Genomic DNA, 16881 nt, shown 5'->3' with positions numbered 1-16881 from the left:
TAGGTTGGTTGATATGACCGCTTCCGGCCCTGCTCCTGGCCCTGACCCCGCCCCCGACTCCGAGCAGTCCGATTCCCCGGCCGTGGATTCTCCGGCCGGGGAATCCTCCGCCGTGCCCGTGCCCGTGCCCGTGCCCGGTGCGGCCGGGCTGTCCGTACGGGAGCGGGCGCTGTTGGCCCTGGAGCGGCGGTCCTGGGCGGGGCCCGGGGCGAAGGAGCGGGCGATCCGGGAGGAGCTGGGGATGTCGCCGGTGCGGTACTTCCAGCTCCTCAACGCGTTGATCGAGGACGAGCGGGCGCTGCGGGAGGATCCGGTCACGGTGAATCGGTTGCGGCGGGTGCGGGACGCTCGGCGCGGGCGGCGCTGAGCGCGGGCCTTCGGGGGCTCCGCCCCCGGACCCCCGCTCCTCAATCGCCGGAGGGGCTTGAAAACCACCCCGGAGCGGCTTGGAGCTGCCTAGCGGCCTGAAATTACGGGGTGCAGCCGGTCACCAGGTCCACCGCTCGGTCCAGGCGGTCGCGTTCGGCTTCGGTCAGGTGTGGGTTCTGGTGCTGGCGGGTGCAGGCCAGGGCCAGGTCGGTGGCCGACGTGCCGCCGTCGTCGGAGAGTTCCGCCAGGAGCGCCGCCAGCAGCGGCCGTACGTCCGCCCCGGCCGGGAGCGACGGGTCGAGCGCGATCCGGGCCAGGGTCAGCGCCGACATCGCACGGTCGAGGCCGGGCGGGCCCTCCGCCGCGGTGGACCAGTCGATCACCACCGCGCCCCCCGCCGTCAGCACCACGTTCTCCGGATGCAGGTCCAGGTGGAGCACACAGTCCTCCGGGTTCGCCGAGACCCGGGGCGGTATGGCGTGCAGGTCACGCAGCAGCCGGGCGAGCAGCGCACCCGCCTCGGCCGCCCCCACCCGCCCCGCCAGCAGGGCCTCGGCCAGGGTCGGGCCGGTCAGCCGCTGCAGCACCAGATCCGTGGGGCGGGCGCCCTCGGCGGGCGGGCCGATGCGCGGTACGGGAAACCCGAAGGCGCCCACGTACGACATCACGGCCAGCTCCTCCGTGGTGTCGGTGCGGTCCCGGTAACGGCGAAGGACCCAGGAGCCGTCGAGTGCGTACACGTCGGCGGTGCGTCCCGAGCCCAGAAGTTGCCCTGTGTGCATGAGGGCGAACCTACCCGGGCGCCCCGCCGAAAGGGAGACGGCTTCCGGCTTCGCCCCATAACGCGGAGGGAGGGGGTGAACGGGATCTCCTGCGCCGGGTGTCACCGCCGCTACGGTTTCGGCAATTCCCTGGTCCGTACCAACCCCCGCCGGACCCGGACACCCCCTGAACCAAGGAGAGTTACGTGGAGAGAACCACGCTCCGCAGACGCGCCCTCGTCGCCGGCACCGCCACGGTGGCCGTGGGCGCGCTCGCCCTCGCCGGGCTGACCGGCGTGGCGTCCGCCGACCCCGCGGGCACCACCGCCCCGCCGGTCTCCGCCGACAGCCTGTCGCCCGGACTGCTGTCCGCCATGGAGCGCGACCTCGGCCTGGACGCGGACGACGCGCGCGGCCGGATAGCCAACGAGTACCGCGCCGCCGCCGTCGCCGCCGGGCTGGAGAAGTCCCTCGGCGCCAGCTACGCCGGAGCCCGGGTCAGCGGTGCGAAGGCGGCCCTGACCGTCGCCACCACCGACGCCTCCCAGACCGCCCGGATCACCGAGGCCGGGGCGAAGGCCGAGGTCGTCGGCCACAGCCTGGACCGGCTCGAAGGCGTCAAGGAGGCCCTCGACCGGGCCGCGCTGCGCAAGGCGCCGAAGGACGTGCCCGTCTGGTACGTCGACGTCGAGGCCAACCGGGTCGTCGTGAACGCCGCGAGCACCGCGGCCGGAGCGGCGTTCCTCAGGACCGCCGGGGTCGACAGCGCCCTGGTCACCGTCGCCCGGTCCGCCGAACAGCCGCGCGCCCTCGCGGACCTGCGGGGTGGCGACGCGTACTACATGAACGGCTCCGGCCGCTGTTCCATCGGCTTCCCGGTGAAGCGCGGCACCCAGAACGGCTTCGCCACGGCGGGCCACTGCGGACGGGTCGGCACCACCACCAACGGCTTCAACCAGCAGGCCCAGGGCACCTTCCAGGGCTCCACCTTCCCCGGCCGCGACTACGCCTGGGTCGCCACCAACGCCAACTGGACGCCGCGTCCGCTGGTCAACGGCTACGGGCGGGGCGACGTCACCGTCGCCGGCTCCACCGCGTCCGTCGTCGGCGCCTCGGTCTGCCGCTCCGGCTCCACCACGGGCTGGCACTGCGGCACCATCCAGCAGCTCAACACCAGCGTCACCTACCCGGAGGGCACCATCTCCGGCGTGACCCGCACCAGCGTCTGCGCGGAGCCGGGCGACTCCGGCGGCTCGTACATCTCCGGCAACCAGGCGCAGGGTGTCACCTCCGGCGGCTCGGGCAACTGCTCGTCCGGCGGTACGACGTACTTCCAGCCGCTCAACCCGCTGCTCCAGGCGTACGGGCTGACCCTGGTCACCAGCGGTACGCCCACCGACCCGCCCACCACGCCGCCGACCGACCCGCCCACCGACCCGCCGGGCGGCACCTGGGCGGCCGGCACCGCGTACGCCGCCGGAGCCACGGTGACGTACGGCGGAGCGACCTACCGCTGCCTCCAGGCGCACACGGCCCAGCCCGGCTGGACCCCCGCGGCCGTTCCGGCGCTCTGGCAGCGGATCTGACCGCCGCCGCCCCGGCCGCCCGTACGGGTGTCGCTCACCGGCACCCGTACCCGGGCCGGCCACCGACCGTCCCGCGTCACCGAACCTCCTGAACCTCCGCCTCCCGCCTCCCCGCGCCGAGGCCCACCGAGGACTCCGAGGAAACCGTCATGACCCCACAAATGGACAACGCGACCCCCCACGACCCGAGCGCGTCCGACGAGGCGTCGGGCGACCGGCGGCGGATCAGCCGCAAAGGTCTCCTGAAGGCCGCGCTCGTCGCGAGCGCCGCGCCCCTGCTCGCCGGAGGAGGCGTCGCCCTCGCCCGGGACGCCGCCTCCACCGGGACCGGGCCGCTGGCCCCGACCCCGGAGTGCGACGACGGCGACGACACGACGCCACCGCAGATGGAGGGGCCGTATTTCAAGCCCAACTCGCCGCGCCGCACCAGCCTGGTGACCCCGGGCACCCCCGGCATCCCGCTCACCGTGAGCGGCTATGTCTTCGGCCGGGCCTGCCGGCCCATCTCCGGGGCGCTGCTCGACTTCTGGCAGGCGGACACCAACGGGGCGTACGACATGGCCCAGTTCGCCTTTCGCGGTCACCAGTTCACCGGAACGGACGGGTCGTTCAGCCTCACCACGATCGTGCCGGGCCTCTACCCGGGCCGGACGCGCCACATCCATGTGAAGGCGCAGGCGCCCGGCGGCCGCATCCTCACCACCCAGCTGTACTTCCCGGACGAGCCGCGCAACAACACCGACGCCCTGTTCGACCCGGAGCTGCTGATGAACGTCCGCAGCGTCGGGAACGGGCGCCAGGGCACCTTCGACTTCGTCCTGGACGTCGCCCAGACGCCCGGCCCGACCGATCCGCCCACCGATCCGCCCACCGAGCCGGGGACCAGCTGGGTCTCCGGCACCTCCTACCGCGCGGGCGACCGCGTGACCTACGGCGGGGTCGCCTACCGCTGTCTGCAGGCACACCAGGCCATCTCGGGCTGGGAGCCGCCGAACGTCCCCGCGTTGTGGGAACGCGGGTAGACGAGGAACAGCGAGCGCGCACCACCGCCCGCGCCCCGTTCACGCCGTCCGGCGCGTGAACGGGGCGCTTTTCCGTGCCGGAAAGTCTTCCCGGACCGTCCGAAACATTTGCCCGGCCCCGTCGCGTCATACAGGTGGAAGGGCGGAACGGATGGATGGACGGGGGAGGGTATGAGGACGTCGCGCACCGAGGAGTACCGGGTGTTCGCGGCCGGCCGGGCCGGCCATCTGTTCCGCTCGGCCTGCCTGTTGACCAGTGGCGATGTGCATCTCGCCGAGGATCTGGTGCAGGAGACGCTGAGCCGGATGTACGTGCTGTGGGGCCGGGCCCGCCGGATCGACAACCCGGCGGCGTACGCGCAGACCGTGCTCGTGCGGACCTTTCTGACCCACCGGCGACGGCGCTCCGCGAGCGAACGCCCGCTGGCCGAACTGCCCGACGGCGCTCGGGTGGACCCCGACGACCCGGCGCTGCGGATGACGCTGCTCCGGGCTCTCTCCCAACTGGCGCCCAAGGACCGCGCGGTCGTGGTGCTGCGGTACTGGGAGGACCGGAGCATCGAGGAGACCGCCGCCGCCCTCCAGGTCAGCCCCGCTGCCGTACGGACCCGCTGTGTGCGGGCGCTCGGGCGGCTTCGGGAGCACCTGGGCGGCAGCATCGCGGAGTTCGCCGCCCGCTGACCTTCCGGCGGCCTTCGCCGCCCGCCCTACCGGCCCCGACGGGCCGTCAACTGTCGAGTAGACCCGAACGAGAAGTGGTGGTTCCCCATGCCCAGCGAAGACGAGCTGCCGTTCGAGGACGGCCTCGGTACGGAGCTCCGCCGTGCCGGAGAGACCTTCGAGCTGTCCGGCCGTGCCGCCCTGGTGGACGGCGCGCTGGAAAAGGGCCGGCGCACCGTGCGCCGCCGCCGGGTCGCCGCCGTGGCCGGAAGCGTGCTGACCCTCGCCCTCATCGGCGGCGGGGTCACCTTCGCCACCGGGCAGCTGCGCGCTTCCGGCGACGGGGCGAACGTCGCGAGCAGCGGCCCGATCGCGCCTACGGCCACCCCCACGGCCGCCCCTACGGACGCCGCCGAACCCACGCCGACGGCCGCGCCCACCGACGCCGCGACGGCCGACCCCTCGCCCTCGGACGCACCGGCGGCCACCTCCGCCGTCACGGGCGGTTCGCGCACCGGCGAGCCCTCGCCGGACCCGGCCTCGCGCGGGACGCACGACGCCGGGATCCCGGCGCCGCCGCTCGACTACACGCTGCTGATGCCGACCTTCCGCGCCCTGCTCCCCGAGGGGCTGACCGTGAGCGACGAGACGGACAGCGGCGGCGAGTTCGCCTCGGTCGTCGTCGACGACGGCAAGGGCCGTTCCCTCGTGCAGATCAATGTGCAGCAGGACATGCGGGACGTCGCCGACGATCTGTACCGCGACGCGACCACCCGGCCCGACGGCACCCTGCTCGCCACCTCGAAGACGCCCGGTGAGAAGGGCGGCGCGGGGGCCGTCATGTGGACGGCCGACTCCATGCGCCCCGACGGCATGCGCGTCGTCGTCTCGGCCTTCAACTCCGGCGAGCAGTCGAGCCCCGCCACCCGTCCGGAGCCCGCGCTCACCATGGACCAGCTCATCGCCCTGGTGCTCAGCCCGGAATGGCCGAAGCTCCAGCAGCGGTAGCCGCGGGCCCGTGGCGCGGCGGCCAGAGAAGCCGCACCACCGGGTGTCACTTGGCGTCCGAGTAGCGCTCCACCACCGCCGTGGTGAAGGGAAAGCGCACCGGCGTCTCCCCGAAGGCGGTCCGCCCGGCCAGCTCGCCCGCCGCGCGGATCGCCTCGGCGACGGCCGCGGTCTCCTCGGCCGGGCAGTGCACGATCACCTCGTCGTGCTGGAAGAACACCAACTGCGCCCGCAGCCCCTGCTCGAAGAGCGTCCGGCGCAGGGCGGCCAGGAGCAGCAGCGCCCAGTCGGCCGCACTGCCCTGCACCACGAAGTTACGGGTGAAGCGGCCCCGGGCCCGCGCCGTGCCGCCCCCGGACCCGGCCGGGCCCCCGGCGTCACCGGCGCCCTCCGGATCCTCCTGGGGGATGCCCGCCTCCTCGTCCTGGCCGGCCAGCGCCACCGGCGGGCTGGTCCGGCCCAGCCAGGTCCGCACCACCCGCCCCTCCTCGCCCGCCCGCGCCGCGTCGTCGACATAGGCGACGGCGAGCGGGAAGCGGCGGCGCAGGGCGGCCAGGTTCTTCAGGCCGTCGCCGGAGGTCTGGCCGTAGATCGCACCGAGCAGCGCCAGCTTGGCGTGCTCGCGGTCGCCGGAGAACGCCCGGTCGGACAGGGCCTTGTAGAGGTCGCCGTCATGACCGGCCACCTCCATCAGGCCCCGGTCGCGGGAGATCGCCGCCAGCACCCGGGGCTCCATCTGGTCGGCGTCCGCGACGACGAGCCGCCACCCCTCGTCGGCGACGACGGCCTGCCGTATCACCTTGGGGATCTGCAGGGCCCCGCCGCCGTTGGTCGTCCAGCGGCCGCTGACCGTGCCGCCCGGCTGGTACTCCGGGCGGAAGCGGCCCTCGCGCACCCAGTCCTGGAGCCAGGACCAGCCGTGCGCCGTCCAGATCCGGTAGAGCTTCTTGTACGCGATCAGCGGCTCGACCGCCGGATGGTCCAGCCCTTCCAGCTCCCACCGCCGGGTCGACTTCACCGGGATCCCGGCCTGCGCGAACGCCTTCACCACATCGGCCGGCAGATCAGGGCGGACCCGTCTGCCGAACGCCGCCGACACCTCGTCCGCAAGCTCGGCGAGTCTGCGGGGCTCGCCGCCGCCCGCGTACCGCTCGCCCAGCAGTCCGTTCAGCAGCTCCCGGTGGACGTCGGCGCGCCAGGGCAGCCCCGCCCGGTGCATCTCGGCGGCCACCAGCATCCCCGCCGACTCCGACGCGGTCAGCAGCCGCATCCGGTCCGGGTGCTCCGCCGCGTCATGGCGGCGCACCTGGTCCGCGTAGACCCGCAGCAGTCCCTCGAAGGGCACCCCGGTCCCCGACGACGGCTCGAAGAGGGAGGACTGCGCGCCCGGTTCGGCGGACCGGGCGGGCGGATCCGGCGGCACCGGCCCGTTGTCCAGCCGGGCCAGCGCGGCGGCCGCCGACCGGGGCTCGCCCAGCCGCCCGGCGTACCCGAGCAGCAGCAGCTCGGCGCACTCGATGTCGTAACACCGCTCGACCCGGACCCCGGCGGCCAGCAGCCGGGGGTAGATCGCGGCGGTCGACCGCCACACCCAGCGGACCACATCGGGGCGGGAGCGGACCGCCTCGACGAGATCGGGCTCGGCGACGACCGGACCGGCGGGCGTGCCGTCCCGACCCAGCGGCGCGAGCAGCGCCCCGCCCCCGTCCGCGGCCGCCACCGCCCACCGTTCGGTCATGGATGCGAGTCTGGCACCCGCCACTGACAGTGCCCCGGAAGCGGGCCGCCGACTGGCCGCCCGGCTCCGCAGCCACGAGGATCACCCCATGGAAGCGATCGTGTACGAGGAGTTCGGCGGCCCCGACGTCCTGCATCTGGCCCGGCTCGACCGGCCGCGCCCCGGCCCCGGCCAGGTCCGGGTCGCCGTGCGGGCGGCCGGGGTGAACCCGCTCGACCACAAGATCCGCAACGGCTGGATGGAGGGCGCCTTCCCCACCCCGCTGCCCGCCACGCCCGGCGCGGAGTTCGCCGGGGTGGTCCAGGAGGCGGGGGAGGGCGTCACCGCGTTCGCCCCCGGTGACGAGGTCCTCGGCTGGAGCGCCACCGGCTCCTACGCCACCGAGGCGCTGGCCGATGCCGCCGCCCTCGCCCGCAAGCCCGAGGGGCTGTCCTGGGAGCAGGCCGCGGCGCTGCCCGTCGCGACCGACACCGCGTCCCGGGTCCTGGACGAACTGGCGCTGGCCGAGGGCGAGACGCTGCTCCTGCACGGGGCGGGCGGCGGCGTCGGCTCCGCCGCCGTACAGCTCGCGACGGCCCGCGGCGCGACCGTCATCGGCACCGCCTCCCCGGCCAACCACGACTATCTGCGGGTGCTGGGCGCGGTCCCGGTGGCGTACGGGGACGGGCTGGTCGAGCGGGTGCGGGAGCTGGCCCCGGAGGGGGTGGACGCGGTGTTCGACGCGTCGGGGCGCGGCGCGCTGCCCGCCTCCGTCGAGCTGCGCGGCGGCACCACGGACCGGATCGTCACCATCGCCGACGGGGACGCCGCCGAGCTGGGCGTCGCCTTCTCCGCCGGTGGAGAGCCCTCGGCCGAACGCCTCGCGGAGAGCGCCCGGCTGGCGGCCGCCGGTGAGCTGCGGGTGGAGATCGCCCAGGTCTTCCCGCTCGCCGACGCCGCGAGCGCCCACGCCCTGAGCGAGGGCGGCCATGTGCGGGGCAAGCTGGTGCTGCTGCCGTAAGGGGCGGCCGACCGGTGCGCCTACCCTTGGCCGGATGGAATCGGTGATCGACCGGGCGTGCGCGGCGGCCCTCTACGCGGAGGGCGACGCCGCCCTGGACACCGGCGCGTCCCTGCTCGCCGCCGCCCCGGACGCCGACGACGCGGCGCACCGGCGCGGCGAGGAGTTCGTACGCCGGGCCTGGGACCGGGGCTGGCAGCCGGCCGACCTGATCCGGTGGGTGCGCCGGGAGCTGGACGAGCGGCGGGCGGCGCTGGCCGCGGCCCTGATCGCCGCCGAGACCGCCCGGTACGCGGAGCTGCCGCCCCGGTGGCGGCAGCAGCTCGGCGAGCTCCCGCCGCCCGCGCTCCGCAACCGCCCCGACCGGTTCTCCTACGCCGCCGATCTGCTGGAGCTGTACCGGCTGCTGCTGCGGCTGCCCGCCATCGAGCCGGTGGGACCGCCGCCCGGCACGGTCGCCGACGACCTGCACCGGCCGCCCGCCGCCGACGAGCCCCGCATGCTCACCCGGATCCGGGCGCTGCTGGCGAAGGCCGAGGCGACCGGCTTCCCGGAGGAGGCCGAGGCGCTGACCACCAAGGCGCAGGAGCTGATGGCCCGGCACAGCATCGACGAGGCCCTGCTCGCCGCCCGGACGCACAGCCGCGAGACCCCGGGCGCCTGCCGGATCGGGGTGGAGCCCCCGTACGAGAGCGCCAAGGCGATCCTGCTGGACGCCGTCGCCTCCGCGAACCGCTGCCAGGCCGTGTGGAACGAGGACCTCGGCTTCACCACGGTCGTCGGCTTCGAGGCGGACCTGGAGGCCGTGGAGCTGCTGTTCACCTCGCTGCTCGTCCAGGGGACGGCCGCGATGACCCGGGCGGAGGCCGGACAGCGGGCCGGCGGGCGCAAGCGGACCAAGACCTTCCGGCAGGCGTTCCTGATGGGGTACGCGCAGCGGCTCGGCCGCCGGCTCGCCGACGGCGCCGAGCGGGTCGTGGCGGCGGCCGACTCCGGTACGGACCGGGGCGCCGGGCTGCTTCCCGTCCTCGCCGCCCGGGACGTCGCGGTCACCGACACCGCCGAGCGGATGTTCCCGAGGACCACGACCACCCGGGTGCGGGGCGTGAGCGACCTGGACGGCTGGACGCACGGCACCGAGGCCGCCGACCGGGCCCGCATGGGCGGTGCGTCGCACCGACCCGACCGCGAAATCACGTCATAAGTCGGGCTTGCCCTGGATTGCCCGGTTAGGCTCGGCCCATGAGCTGGCTCCGGGCGCTGAAGGAGACCGCCCGCTCGGGGCTGGAGATCGAGCGGCAGAGGCTGGAACCCCTCGTCGCCTTCCGCGGTGCGGCCGGCCTCGCCCTCGTCATCGGCACGAGCCTCCTGCTGTTCGGGCCGGAGATCGCGGCGAGCTCCGCGTTCGGCGCGTTCCAGGCGGCCATCGCCACCTTCCAGCGCAGCTGGCGCCCGCGCCCGGTCCTCGCCCTGGTCTCCGGCGCCAGCCTCGCCGTCTCGACGTTCGTCGGCTACGTCAGCGGCGCGCACGTCGTCCTCTTCCTCATCCTGCTCGGCGTCTGGACCTTCCTCGCCGGGCTCGCCTGGGCGGCGGGGCCCACGGGCGGCATCATCGCCTCGTCCAACGTCGCGATCATGCTGGTGACGATCACCCTGCCCACCTCGGTCGTGGACGCCGCCGCCCACGCCGGGATGATCGCCGTCGGCGGCTTCGTACAGGCGGCGCTCATCGTCCTCTTCCCGGTCCGCAGATGGGGCGCGCAGCGCGACGCGCTCGCCGACGCGCTCGCCGCCGAGGCCGACTACGCCCGGCGGCTGCGCCACGACCCGGTCGCCCCCTTCGACCCGCTGCCCCTGATGACCGCCCGCAGCGCCGCGGCCGTCACCCCGCGCCAGGCCCGCCGCCGCCCCGCCGAACTGCACGGGGCGCGGGGCGTCGCCGAGCGGCTGCGCCCGGTGCTCGCCTCGCTCGCGGACCCGGCGATGGGGGTGCCCGGCGACGGTCTGGAACGGCTCTGGGTGAACGAACTGCTGGGCGCGGCCGGATCGGTGCTGGACGCCGCCGCGCGGGCCGTCCGGCACGGCGAGCCCGTCCATCTCTCCGCCACCGACCTGGGCGTCCTGAAGACCCCCGACAACGACGTGATCCTCGTCGGCCCCGCCCGCCGCGCCGCCGACCGGCTCTCTGCCCTGCTCGACGACGTCCTGGAGATCGCGGAGGGCACCGGCACCGACAGCGGGATCCCCACGGACCTGGCCCCGGACACCCGGCACCGGCCGACCCTGCTGAAGCTGATCCCGGTGGTGCTGGCCTCGATGCGCCGCGAGCTGCACCACGGCTCGCCGATCATGCGGCACGCCATCCGGGTCGCGGTGGTGGCCGTCTCCGGGTACTTCGTGGGCGAGGCCGTGCCGCTCGGCCACGGCTACTGGGCGCCGATGACCGCCGTCATGGTGATGCGCCCCGAGTTCTCGCAGACGTACGCCCGTTCCGCGGGCCGCTTCGGCGGCACCCTGGTCGGCGTCGGTCTTGCCACCGCCGTCGTGCAGACCGCCCATCCCGACGCCCGGCTCTCCGCGCTCCTCGCGGTGATCTGCGCGGGGCTGATGTATCTGCTGATGCGCACCGGCTACGCGGTCGGCCAGGTCTGCGTCGCCGCGTACGTCGTCTTCCTGCTCGGCATGGCCGGCGACGACTGGTCCCAGACCGTCACCGAACGCATCGTGCTGACGCTCGTCGGCGGACTCCTCGCGATGATCTCGTACGCCGTCTACCCGGCCTGGGAGACCCCGCGGCTGCGCAACCGGCTGGCCGAGTGGCTGGTGGCGGACGGGCGGTACGCGGCCACCGTCGTCGACCGGTACGCGGACCCCGCCGACCGCGACAACGAGGACGTCCGGGACGCCCTGATCGCCACCCGCGAGGCCCGTGTGGCGTGGCAGGAGGCGCTGGCGACCGCCCAGCACGAACCCGTACGCCACCGGGGCATCTCCCGGGCCGCCGCCACCGACGCCCAGCACGCGCTGGCCCAGCTGGGCCGGTCCGCGATGGTTCTGGAGGCCCATCTGCCGGCCCGGTCGGCCGACCCGGTGCCCGGCGCCGCCCAGTTGGCCGAGGCGTTGCGCCGGGCCACCGAGAAGGGCGCCAAGGCGGTACGGGAGCGGCGGCTGCCCGACTGGCAGCCGGTGGTGGACGCGGTGGCCCACTGGGACATGCCCACACCGACGGAGGACGGCACGACGCCGGTGGGCGACCCGGTGGTGCGCCGGGGCGCGGCGCTGCTGCTGGACGCGCTGGAGGAGTTCACCCGTGCCCTGGACGAGCGGGGCGGCTCCACGCGGGTCAGCAGCACGCTCGCTGAGAGCTGAGAGCGCGACGGCCCGGCGGCCCGGCGGCCCGGCGGCCACGGTCCTTACGGGGCGGGCACCTCGGGCAGGTCCGGGAGGTCGGGCAGCGAGGGCATCCCGCTCGGCAGCTTGCCCGGTTCGGCCTTGGTGAGGGTGTCCTTGGTGCCGCCGTCCCACGAGACGACCAGCTTCGAGCCGTCGACGGAGTCGATCGCGCCCATCGTGCGGTCGGTGGAGCCGCCGGTGCACGTCAGCGCCAGCATCGGCTCGCCGCCCATGTCCTTCACATCGCCCTGGCACACGGACTGGTCGGCGACGAGGGCGACCTTGCGGGCGGCGACGGACACGGTGACGTTCTTGCCGTCCGTGAGCCCCACCCAGGTGCCCTCCAGCGCCGCGGCGTCCGTGCCGCCCCCGGACTCCCCGGAGTTGTCGTCACCGCCGCCGGGCGTCGCGCTCGCCGCGGAGTCCGCGCCGGAATCCTTGCCCGCGTCGTCGTCGCTGCCGCACGCGGTCAGCGCCAGCGATGCGGCCAGAGCGGCGACCACGACGGCGCCGGTGCGTAGAGAGCTGGTCACGTGGAGTTCCCCCTTGCTGTATTTCCGGTCGAAAGACCGCGCCACGTTACCAAGGTCCGCGAGGATCAACTCCGGTAAGCGGGAGCGAAATAGGCGTGCCGTTCGTCTCTCTTCCGGGAGGATGCCCCCGGGGGCGTAAAGCCTGTAATCAAAGGAACACCCCGCGTGCACGTGCATCTGCTCATGCATTGGCATATGAACAGAGCTATGATCCGAGCTAGTTGACACTTGCACCTTGCAACTCGGGGAGCGTCCTGTGCACCACGTGTACAACGGCATGGCGGCCACAGAGCTTCGCGGAGTCGTCTGGCAGAAGAGCAGGCACAGCAACTCCCAGGGATCCTGCGTGGAGTTCGCCCGGCTGCCCGGAGGGGATGTGGCGATGCGGAACTCTCGTCACCCCGACGGGCCCGCTCTCGTCTATACGCCCGCGGAGATCGAGGCGCTGCTGCTGGGCGTCAAGGACGGCGAGTTCGACCACCTCGCCACCGGCGCCTGACGCCGGGCCCGGCCCGTGACGGGCCGGACCGGGGTTCCTACGAACCCGACTTCGTGTTTTCCGGAAGCCGGAAAAGGGCCCAGACCACCTTGCCGTACAGCGGTCCCGAAGGCAGTTCTCCGAGCGGTACGGGGGAGGGGTGCCAGCCCCAGCTGTCGCTGACGCATTCCACCAGGAACAGGCCGCGGCCGGATTCGGCGGAATCCGCCGCCTCGCCGGCCACCGGGCTCTCCCGGCTGGGATCGCGCACCGCGCACACCAGCCGTGAGGTCCAGCGCATCAGATGCAGGCGCACCGGCGGGTCCTGGAATTCCCGCGGCGGATCGTCGGGCAGCGCGTGGCGCAGGGCGTTGGTGACGAGTTCGGACACCACCAGGGCGACATCGTCGAAACGGTCGCCCAGCTCCCATCGCTCCAGCGTGGCCCGGGTGAACTTCCGTGCGCCGCCGACCGCTTCGTAGCGTGCGGGCAGAGCGCAGGACGCCGATCCGGCAACCCCTGAGGGGTCGGTGGGGGGAAGCCCCTGCCGTAACGGCTCGAGCATCGTCGATCCATTCGTCCCCATACGAGGCACTCCCGGGATTCGCGGCTGTAGCGGCACTGCCTGTAGCGGTACTGCGGGGGGTACAGCGGCACAACACGAGCACGCAGGTGCGCGAGGACCATGGTTCCGAATGCGCAGGGCAGATGCAAGGGCAGATGCACGTGCACGCGCCGGACCTGCCCGATACCGTGGTGGTTCTGGGGTATTTCTTCCCGGGGTCAGTTTCGGAGCTTTCTGGACGTCTTCCCATTTCCGTAATCGAATGAGTACGGGCTGAAGCGTTTTGGTGGCAGAATCCGGCACTCGGGGTTCCGGGGGGCTCCGGGTGCCAGGTACACGATGGGGAGGGTCGGACCAGTGTCCGCAGGCGAGTCGAGTGGATCGGTGGTGCGGCGCATCCTCCTGGGCTCACAGCTCAGGAGACTGCGGGAGTCGCGCGGAATCACCCGTGAGGCGGCCGGCTACTCGATCCGGGCCTCCGAATCGAAGATCAGCCGCATGGAGTTGGGACGGGTGAGCTTCAAGGCCAGGGACGTCGAGGACCTGCTCACGCTCTACGGAGTCGCGGACGAGGCGGAGCGGGACTCCCTTCTCGGCCTGGCGCGCGAGGCCAATGTGGCGGGCTGGTGGCACAGTTACGGCGATGTACTGCCCGGCTGGTTCCAGACGTACATCGGTCTGGAGGGTGCGGCCTCCCTCATCCGTACCTACGAAGTCCAGTTCGTGCACGGCCTGTTGCAGACCGAGGCGTACGCCCACGCCGTCGTCGCGCGCGGCATGCGCGGCGCCTCGCCCGCCGAGATCGACCGCCGCGTGGCCCTGCGGCTGGAGCGCCAGAAGGCCCTCGTCTCGGAGCGCGCCCCGACGTTCCACGCCGTGCTCGACGAAGCGGCGCTGCGCCGTCCGTACGGCGAACGCGAGGTCATGCGTGCCCAATTGCGGCATCTGATCGATATGTCGGAGCAGCCGAACATCACGCTTCAGGTCATGCCCTTCAGCCACGGCGGTCATGCGGGCGAGAGCGGCTCATTCACGATGCTGCGATTCCCGGAATCCGATCTGTCGGACATTGTCTATTTGGAGCAGCTGACGAGCGCGCTCTATCTGGACAAGCCCGAGGAAGTCGCGCACTACGAAAAGGCCATGGCGGACCTGGCCCAGGAGAGCCCCGCACCGGAAGAGAGCCGGGATCTTCTGCGCGGGCTCCTCCAACTGACGTAAATTCTCAGTACGATGACGTCGCATCAGGAGTGTGCGAACGCCTGCAGTAAGGGATTGCATGTCCTTCTTCCATGAACTGGCCCACCAGTACATCGACGGCGAGTGGCTGAACGGCAGCGGCTCGTGGGACATCATCGATTTCAATCCCTACAACGGTGAGAAACTCGCCGCCGTCACCGTGGCCACCGCGCTGGAGGTCGACCGCGCCTACCGGGCCGCCGAGCGGGCGCAGCGGGAATGGGCCGCCGTCAACCCGTACGAGCGGCGCGCCGTCATCGAACGCGCGCTCCGGATCACCGAAGAGCGCGCCGAGGAGATCGCCGAGGCGATCATCGACGAACTGGGCGGCATCCGGTCGCGGGCGGCGCACGAGGTGCACGCGGCGGCGGAGTTCCTGCGCGAGGCGGTCCGTCAGGCGCTGCGGCCCACGGGGAGGCTGCTGCCCGCCGTGGGCGACGGCCGGGAGAACCGGCTCTACCGGCTGCCCGTCGGCGTCGTGGGCGTCATCAGCGCCTTCAACTTCCCGTTCCTGGTGACGATGAAGTCCGTCGCACCCGCCCTGGCGCTCGGCAACGCGGTCGTCGTCAAACCCCACCAGAACGCGCCCATCGTCGGCGGCGGACTGATAGCGAAGATATTCGAGGACGCGGGGCTGCCGGCCGGGCTGCTCAACGTCGTCATCACCGACAGCGCCGAGATCGGCGACGCGTTCATCGAGCACCCCGTGCCCAAGGTGATCTCGTTCAGCGGCTCCGAACGGGTCGGCCGCCACATCGCCGCCACCGCCGCCGGGGCCTTCAAGCGGACCGTCCTCGAACTGGGCGGCAACAGCGCCCTGGTGGTGCTCGCGGACGCGGACATCGACCACGCGGTCCGGGCGGCTCTCTTCAGCCGCTTCGTCTATCAGGGGCAGACCTGCCTGGCCGCCACGCGCATCCTGGTGGACCGGGCGGTGGCGGCGGAGTTCACCGAGAAGTTCACCGCCCGGGTGGCCGCCCTCAAGGCCGGCGACCCGAGGGATCCGGAGACCACCGTCGGGCCCGTCATCAACGCCTTCCAGGCCGATGCGCTGGACGCCCTGGTGGACCGGGCGGTCGCGGACGGCGCGACGGCTCTCGTGCGCGGCCGGACCGTCGGCAACGTCGTGGCCCCGACCGTCCTCACCGGCCTCGCGGAGGACTCCCCGCTGCTTCGGCAGGAGATCCTCGGCCCGGTGGCCCTGCTGGTGACGTGCGACGGCGAGGAGGAGGCCGTACGCATCGTCAACGACGGCCCCTACGGACTGAGCGGCGCCGTCCACACCGGGGACGCGGAGCGCGGGGTGCGGTTCGCGCGGCGGATCGACAGCGGGATGTTCCACGTCAACGACTCCACCGTCCAGGACGACCCGCTGGTCGCGTTCGGCGGGGAGAAGGCGTCCGGGCTGGGGCGGCTGAACGGCGAGGCGGCGGTGGAGGCGTTCACCACGCAGCGCTGGATGTCGATCCAGCACGGCCGCTCGGTCTTCCCGTACTGACCCTCCGTCACGGCCGGTGGGCCGGCCCCCGGAACGTGGTGCGGTAGGCGCTCGGCGAGACGCCCAGCGCCGCGTGGAAGTGAAGGCGCAGATTGGCCGCCGTGCCGAGTCCGGTGCGGGCGGCCACCTGCTCGACGGGCAGGTCCGACTCCTCCAGCAACTCCCGGGCCAGTTCGATACGTTGCCGGGTCAGCCAGGCCATCGGCGGCAGGCCCGCCTCCTCCCGGAACCGCCGGGTGAAATGCCGTACGCTCATCGACTCCCGGGCCGCCAACTGCCCCAGGGTGATCGGGTCCTGGAGCCGTCGCAGCGCCCAGTCGCGGGCCGCCGAGGTCCCCGGAGCCGACCGCTCGGGCACCGGCCGCCGGATGAACTGCGCCTGGCCGCCCTCACGGTGGGGCGGCACGACCGTGCGCCGGGCCACGTCGTTCGCGACGGCCGTCCCATGGTCGCACCGGATCATGTGCAGGCACAGATCGATCCCGGAGGCGCAGCCCGCCGAGGTCAGTACGGGCCCGCCGTCGGTGTAGAGCACGTCCGGGTCCAGGGTCACCCGCGGGAAGAGCCGGGCGAAGAGCTCCGTGTACCGCCAGTGGGTGGTCGCCGTGTGCCCGTCGAGCAGCCCGGCCGAGGCCAGCACGAACGCGCCGGTGCAGATCGAGGCCACCCGCGCGCCGGGCCGGATCAGCGCGAAGGCCTCCGCCAGCGGGGCCGGGAGGACCGGCTCCTCCTGGACGTAGTCCTCGTACGACGACAGGACGATCACCGTGTCGGCCTCGGCCAGCGCCTCGGGCCCGTGCGGGACGGCCACGGTGAAGTCGCCGTCCGTGCGGACGTCCCCGGGGCTCGGGGCGCAGGTGGCGACCTCGTACAGCGGCTCGCCGTCCGCCGACGCCCCGCACCGGGCTTGGCCGAAGAGCTGGTGCACGATGCCCAGCTCGATGGGGAGCAGGACCTCGCGGGCGAGCACGGCGACCCGGTGCCGCCCGGGGTGGGTGAAAACCGTCATGGCCATATCCTTGCGCACCTGG

General features: G+C 73.3%; 16 protein-coding genes. 11 read left to right on the top strand and 5 right to left on the bottom strand.

Annotated features, from left to right (window positions below; translation table 11 throughout):
- Positions 1–13: 13 nt before the first annotated feature.
- Positions 14–367 carry a DUF3263 domain-containing protein gene (locus ACSMXR_RS16075; RefSeq protein ID WP_473172172.1) on the top strand — a complete coding sequence of 118 codons (354 nt, stop codon included), beginning with the start codon at positions 14–16 and terminating at the stop codon, positions 365–367.
- 103 nt (positions 368–470) lie between these two features.
- Here ACSMXR_RS16075 and ACSMXR_RS16070 read toward each other — a convergent pair whose 3' ends face one another.
- Positions 471–1151 (bottom strand): phosphotransferase, encoded by a 681-nt coding sequence (locus tag ACSMXR_RS16070; RefSeq protein ID WP_218525906.1) that lies wholly within the window; start codon positions 1149–1151, stop codon positions 471–473.
- 185 nt (positions 1152–1336) lie between these two features.
- On the opposite strand from ACSMXR_RS16070, the gene ACSMXR_RS16065 reads away from it, so the two are divergent.
- From ACSMXR_RS16065 to ACSMXR_RS16050, 4 genes are all read left to right on the top strand, one after another.
- A complete protein-coding gene (locus ACSMXR_RS16065) occupies positions 1337–2716 on the top strand; it encodes an alpha-lytic protease prodomain-containing protein (protein ID WP_381797147.1) in 1380 nt (459 codons plus the stop codon).
- 161 nt (positions 2717–2877) lie between these two features.
- Positions 2878–3738 carry a dioxygenase family protein gene (locus ACSMXR_RS16060; protein WP_473172389.1) on the top strand — a complete coding sequence of 287 codons (861 nt, stop codon included), beginning with the start codon at positions 2878–2880 and terminating at the stop codon, positions 3736–3738.
- 171 nt (positions 3739–3909) lie between these two features.
- Positions 3910–4419: a SigE family RNA polymerase sigma factor gene (locus ACSMXR_RS16055; protein WP_376184191.1), complete on the top strand. Its 510-nt coding sequence runs from the start codon at positions 3910–3912 to the stop codon at positions 4417–4419.
- Positions 4420–4506: 87 nt separating this feature from the next.
- Complete coding sequence (locus tag ACSMXR_RS16050; RefSeq protein WP_473172171.1) at positions 4507–5406, top strand: hypothetical protein; 900 nt, start codon at positions 4507–4509, stop codon at positions 5404–5406.
- Between the two features lie 46 nt (positions 5407–5452).
- Here the strand turns inward: ACSMXR_RS16050 and ACSMXR_RS16045 are convergent, their stop codons facing one another.
- Positions 5453–7144, bottom strand: a complete 1692-nt coding sequence (locus tag ACSMXR_RS16045; protein ID WP_473172170.1) for a bifunctional 3'-5' exonuclease/DNA polymerase — start codon at positions 7142–7144, stop codon at positions 5453–5455.
- An 88-nt stretch (positions 7145–7232) separates the two neighbouring features.
- Here ACSMXR_RS16045 and ACSMXR_RS16040 point away from each other — a divergent pair, with 88 nt between their 5' ends.
- Genes ACSMXR_RS16040 through ACSMXR_RS16030 form a run of 3 tightly spaced genes read left to right on the top strand, consistent with a single transcriptional unit; the run spans position 7233 to position 11513 of the window.
- Positions 7233–8144: an NADP-dependent oxidoreductase gene (locus tag ACSMXR_RS16040; RefSeq protein ID WP_473172169.1), complete on the top strand. Its 912-nt coding sequence runs from the start codon at positions 7233–7235 to the stop codon at positions 8142–8144.
- Between the two features lie 34 nt (positions 8145–8178).
- Entirely contained in the window at positions 8179–9348 is a 1170-nt protein-coding gene (locus ACSMXR_RS16035) for a DUF2786 domain-containing protein (protein WP_473172168.1), read from the top strand.
- A 38-nt stretch (positions 9349–9386) separates the two neighbouring features.
- Positions 9387–11513, top strand: coding sequence for an FUSC family protein (locus ACSMXR_RS16030; protein ID WP_137234992.1), 2127 nt, complete (start codon positions 9387–9389; stop codon positions 11511–11513).
- 44 nt (positions 11514–11557) lie between these two features.
- On the opposite strand, the gene ACSMXR_RS16025 is transcribed toward ACSMXR_RS16030, so the two are convergent.
- A complete protein-coding gene (locus tag ACSMXR_RS16025; protein WP_137234991.1) occupies positions 11558–12070 on the bottom strand; it encodes a hypothetical protein in 513 nt (170 codons plus the stop codon).
- Positions 12071–12326: 256 nt separating this feature from the next.
- Between ACSMXR_RS16025 and ACSMXR_RS16020 the strand changes: the two genes are divergently transcribed.
- The gene (locus ACSMXR_RS16020) at positions 12327–12569 is read left to right on the top strand and encodes a DUF397 domain-containing protein (RefSeq protein ID WP_030087982.1); all 243 of its coding nucleotides are present in this window, start codon (positions 12327–12329) and stop codon (positions 12567–12569) included.
- 37 nt (positions 12570–12606) lie between these two features.
- On the opposite strand, the gene ACSMXR_RS16015 is transcribed toward ACSMXR_RS16020, so the two are convergent.
- The gene (locus tag ACSMXR_RS16015; RefSeq protein WP_137234990.1) at positions 12607–13113 is read right to left on the bottom strand and encodes an ATP-binding protein; all 507 of its coding nucleotides are present in this window, start codon (positions 13111–13113) and stop codon (positions 12607–12609) included.
- Positions 13114–13470: 357 nt separating this feature from the next.
- Between ACSMXR_RS16015 and ACSMXR_RS16010 the strand changes: the two genes are divergently transcribed.
- A complete protein-coding gene (locus ACSMXR_RS16010) occupies positions 13471–14334 on the top strand; it encodes a helix-turn-helix domain-containing protein (protein WP_137234989.1) in 864 nt (287 codons plus the stop codon).
- Positions 14335–14392: 58 nt separating this feature from the next.
- The gene (locus tag ACSMXR_RS16005; protein WP_473172167.1) at positions 14393–15850 is read left to right on the top strand and encodes an aldehyde dehydrogenase family protein; all 1458 of its coding nucleotides are present in this window, start codon (positions 14393–14395) and stop codon (positions 15848–15850) included.
- Between the two features lie 7 nt (positions 15851–15857).
- Here the strand turns inward: ACSMXR_RS16005 and ACSMXR_RS16000 are convergent, their stop codons facing one another.
- Positions 15858–16865: a GlxA family transcriptional regulator gene (locus ACSMXR_RS16000; protein ID WP_473172166.1), complete on the bottom strand. Its 1008-nt coding sequence runs from the start codon at positions 16863–16865 to the stop codon at positions 15858–15860.
- Between the last annotated feature and the right edge of the window lie 16 nt (positions 16866–16881).

Source organism: Streptomyces sp. DSM 106670, assembly GCF_055792845.1.
Note: the sequence above shows the minus strand (reverse complement) of the source record. Positions and strands in the feature narration are given on the sequence as shown.

What these genes read in the sequence shown, in the direction of transcription:
- ACSMXR_RS16055 (WP_376184191.1), top strand. Translation starts at nt 3,910, where the DNA reads ATGAGGACGTCGCGCACCGAGGAGTACCGGGTGTTCGCGGCCGGCCGG.
- ACSMXR_RS16040 (WP_473172169.1), top strand. Translation starts at nt 7,233, where the DNA reads ATGGAAGCGATCGTGTACGAGGAGTTCGGCGGCCCCGACGTCCTGCAT.
- ACSMXR_RS16005 (WP_473172167.1), top strand. Translation starts at nt 14,393, where the DNA reads ATGTCCTTCTTCCATGAACTGGCCCACCAGTACATCGACGGCGAGTGG.
- ACSMXR_RS16050 (WP_473172171.1), top strand. Translation starts at nt 4,507, where the DNA reads ATGCCCAGCGAAGACGAGCTGCCGTTCGAGGACGGCCTCGGTACGGAG.
- ACSMXR_RS16075 (WP_473172172.1), top strand. Translation starts at nt 14, where the DNA reads ATGACCGCTTCCGGCCCTGCTCCTGGCCCTGACCCCGCCCCCGACTCC.
- ACSMXR_RS16035 (WP_473172168.1), top strand. Translation starts at nt 8,179, where the DNA reads ATGGAATCGGTGATCGACCGGGCGTGCGCGGCGGCCCTCTACGCGGAG.
- ACSMXR_RS16000 (WP_473172166.1), bottom strand. Translation starts at nt 16,865, where the DNA reads ATGGCCATGACGGTTTTCACCCACCCCGGGCGGCACCGGGTCGCCGTG.
- ACSMXR_RS16045 (WP_473172170.1), bottom strand. Translation starts at nt 7,144, where the DNA reads ATGACCGAACGGTGGGCGGTGGCGGCCGCGGACGGGGGCGGGGCGCTG.
- ACSMXR_RS16060 (WP_473172389.1), top strand. Translation starts at nt 2,878, where the DNA reads ATGGACAACGCGACCCCCCACGACCCGAGCGCGTCCGACGAGGCGTCG.
- ACSMXR_RS16070 (WP_218525906.1), bottom strand. Translation starts at nt 1,151, where the DNA reads ATGCACACAGGGCAACTTCTGGGCTCGGGACGCACCGCCGACGTGTAC.
- ACSMXR_RS16030 (WP_137234992.1), top strand. Translation starts at nt 9,387, where the DNA reads ATGAGCTGGCTCCGGGCGCTGAAGGAGACCGCCCGCTCGGGGCTGGAG.
- ACSMXR_RS16015 (WP_137234990.1), bottom strand. Translation starts at nt 13,113, where the DNA reads ATGCTCGAGCCGTTACGGCAGGGGCTTCCCCCCACCGACCCCTCAGGG.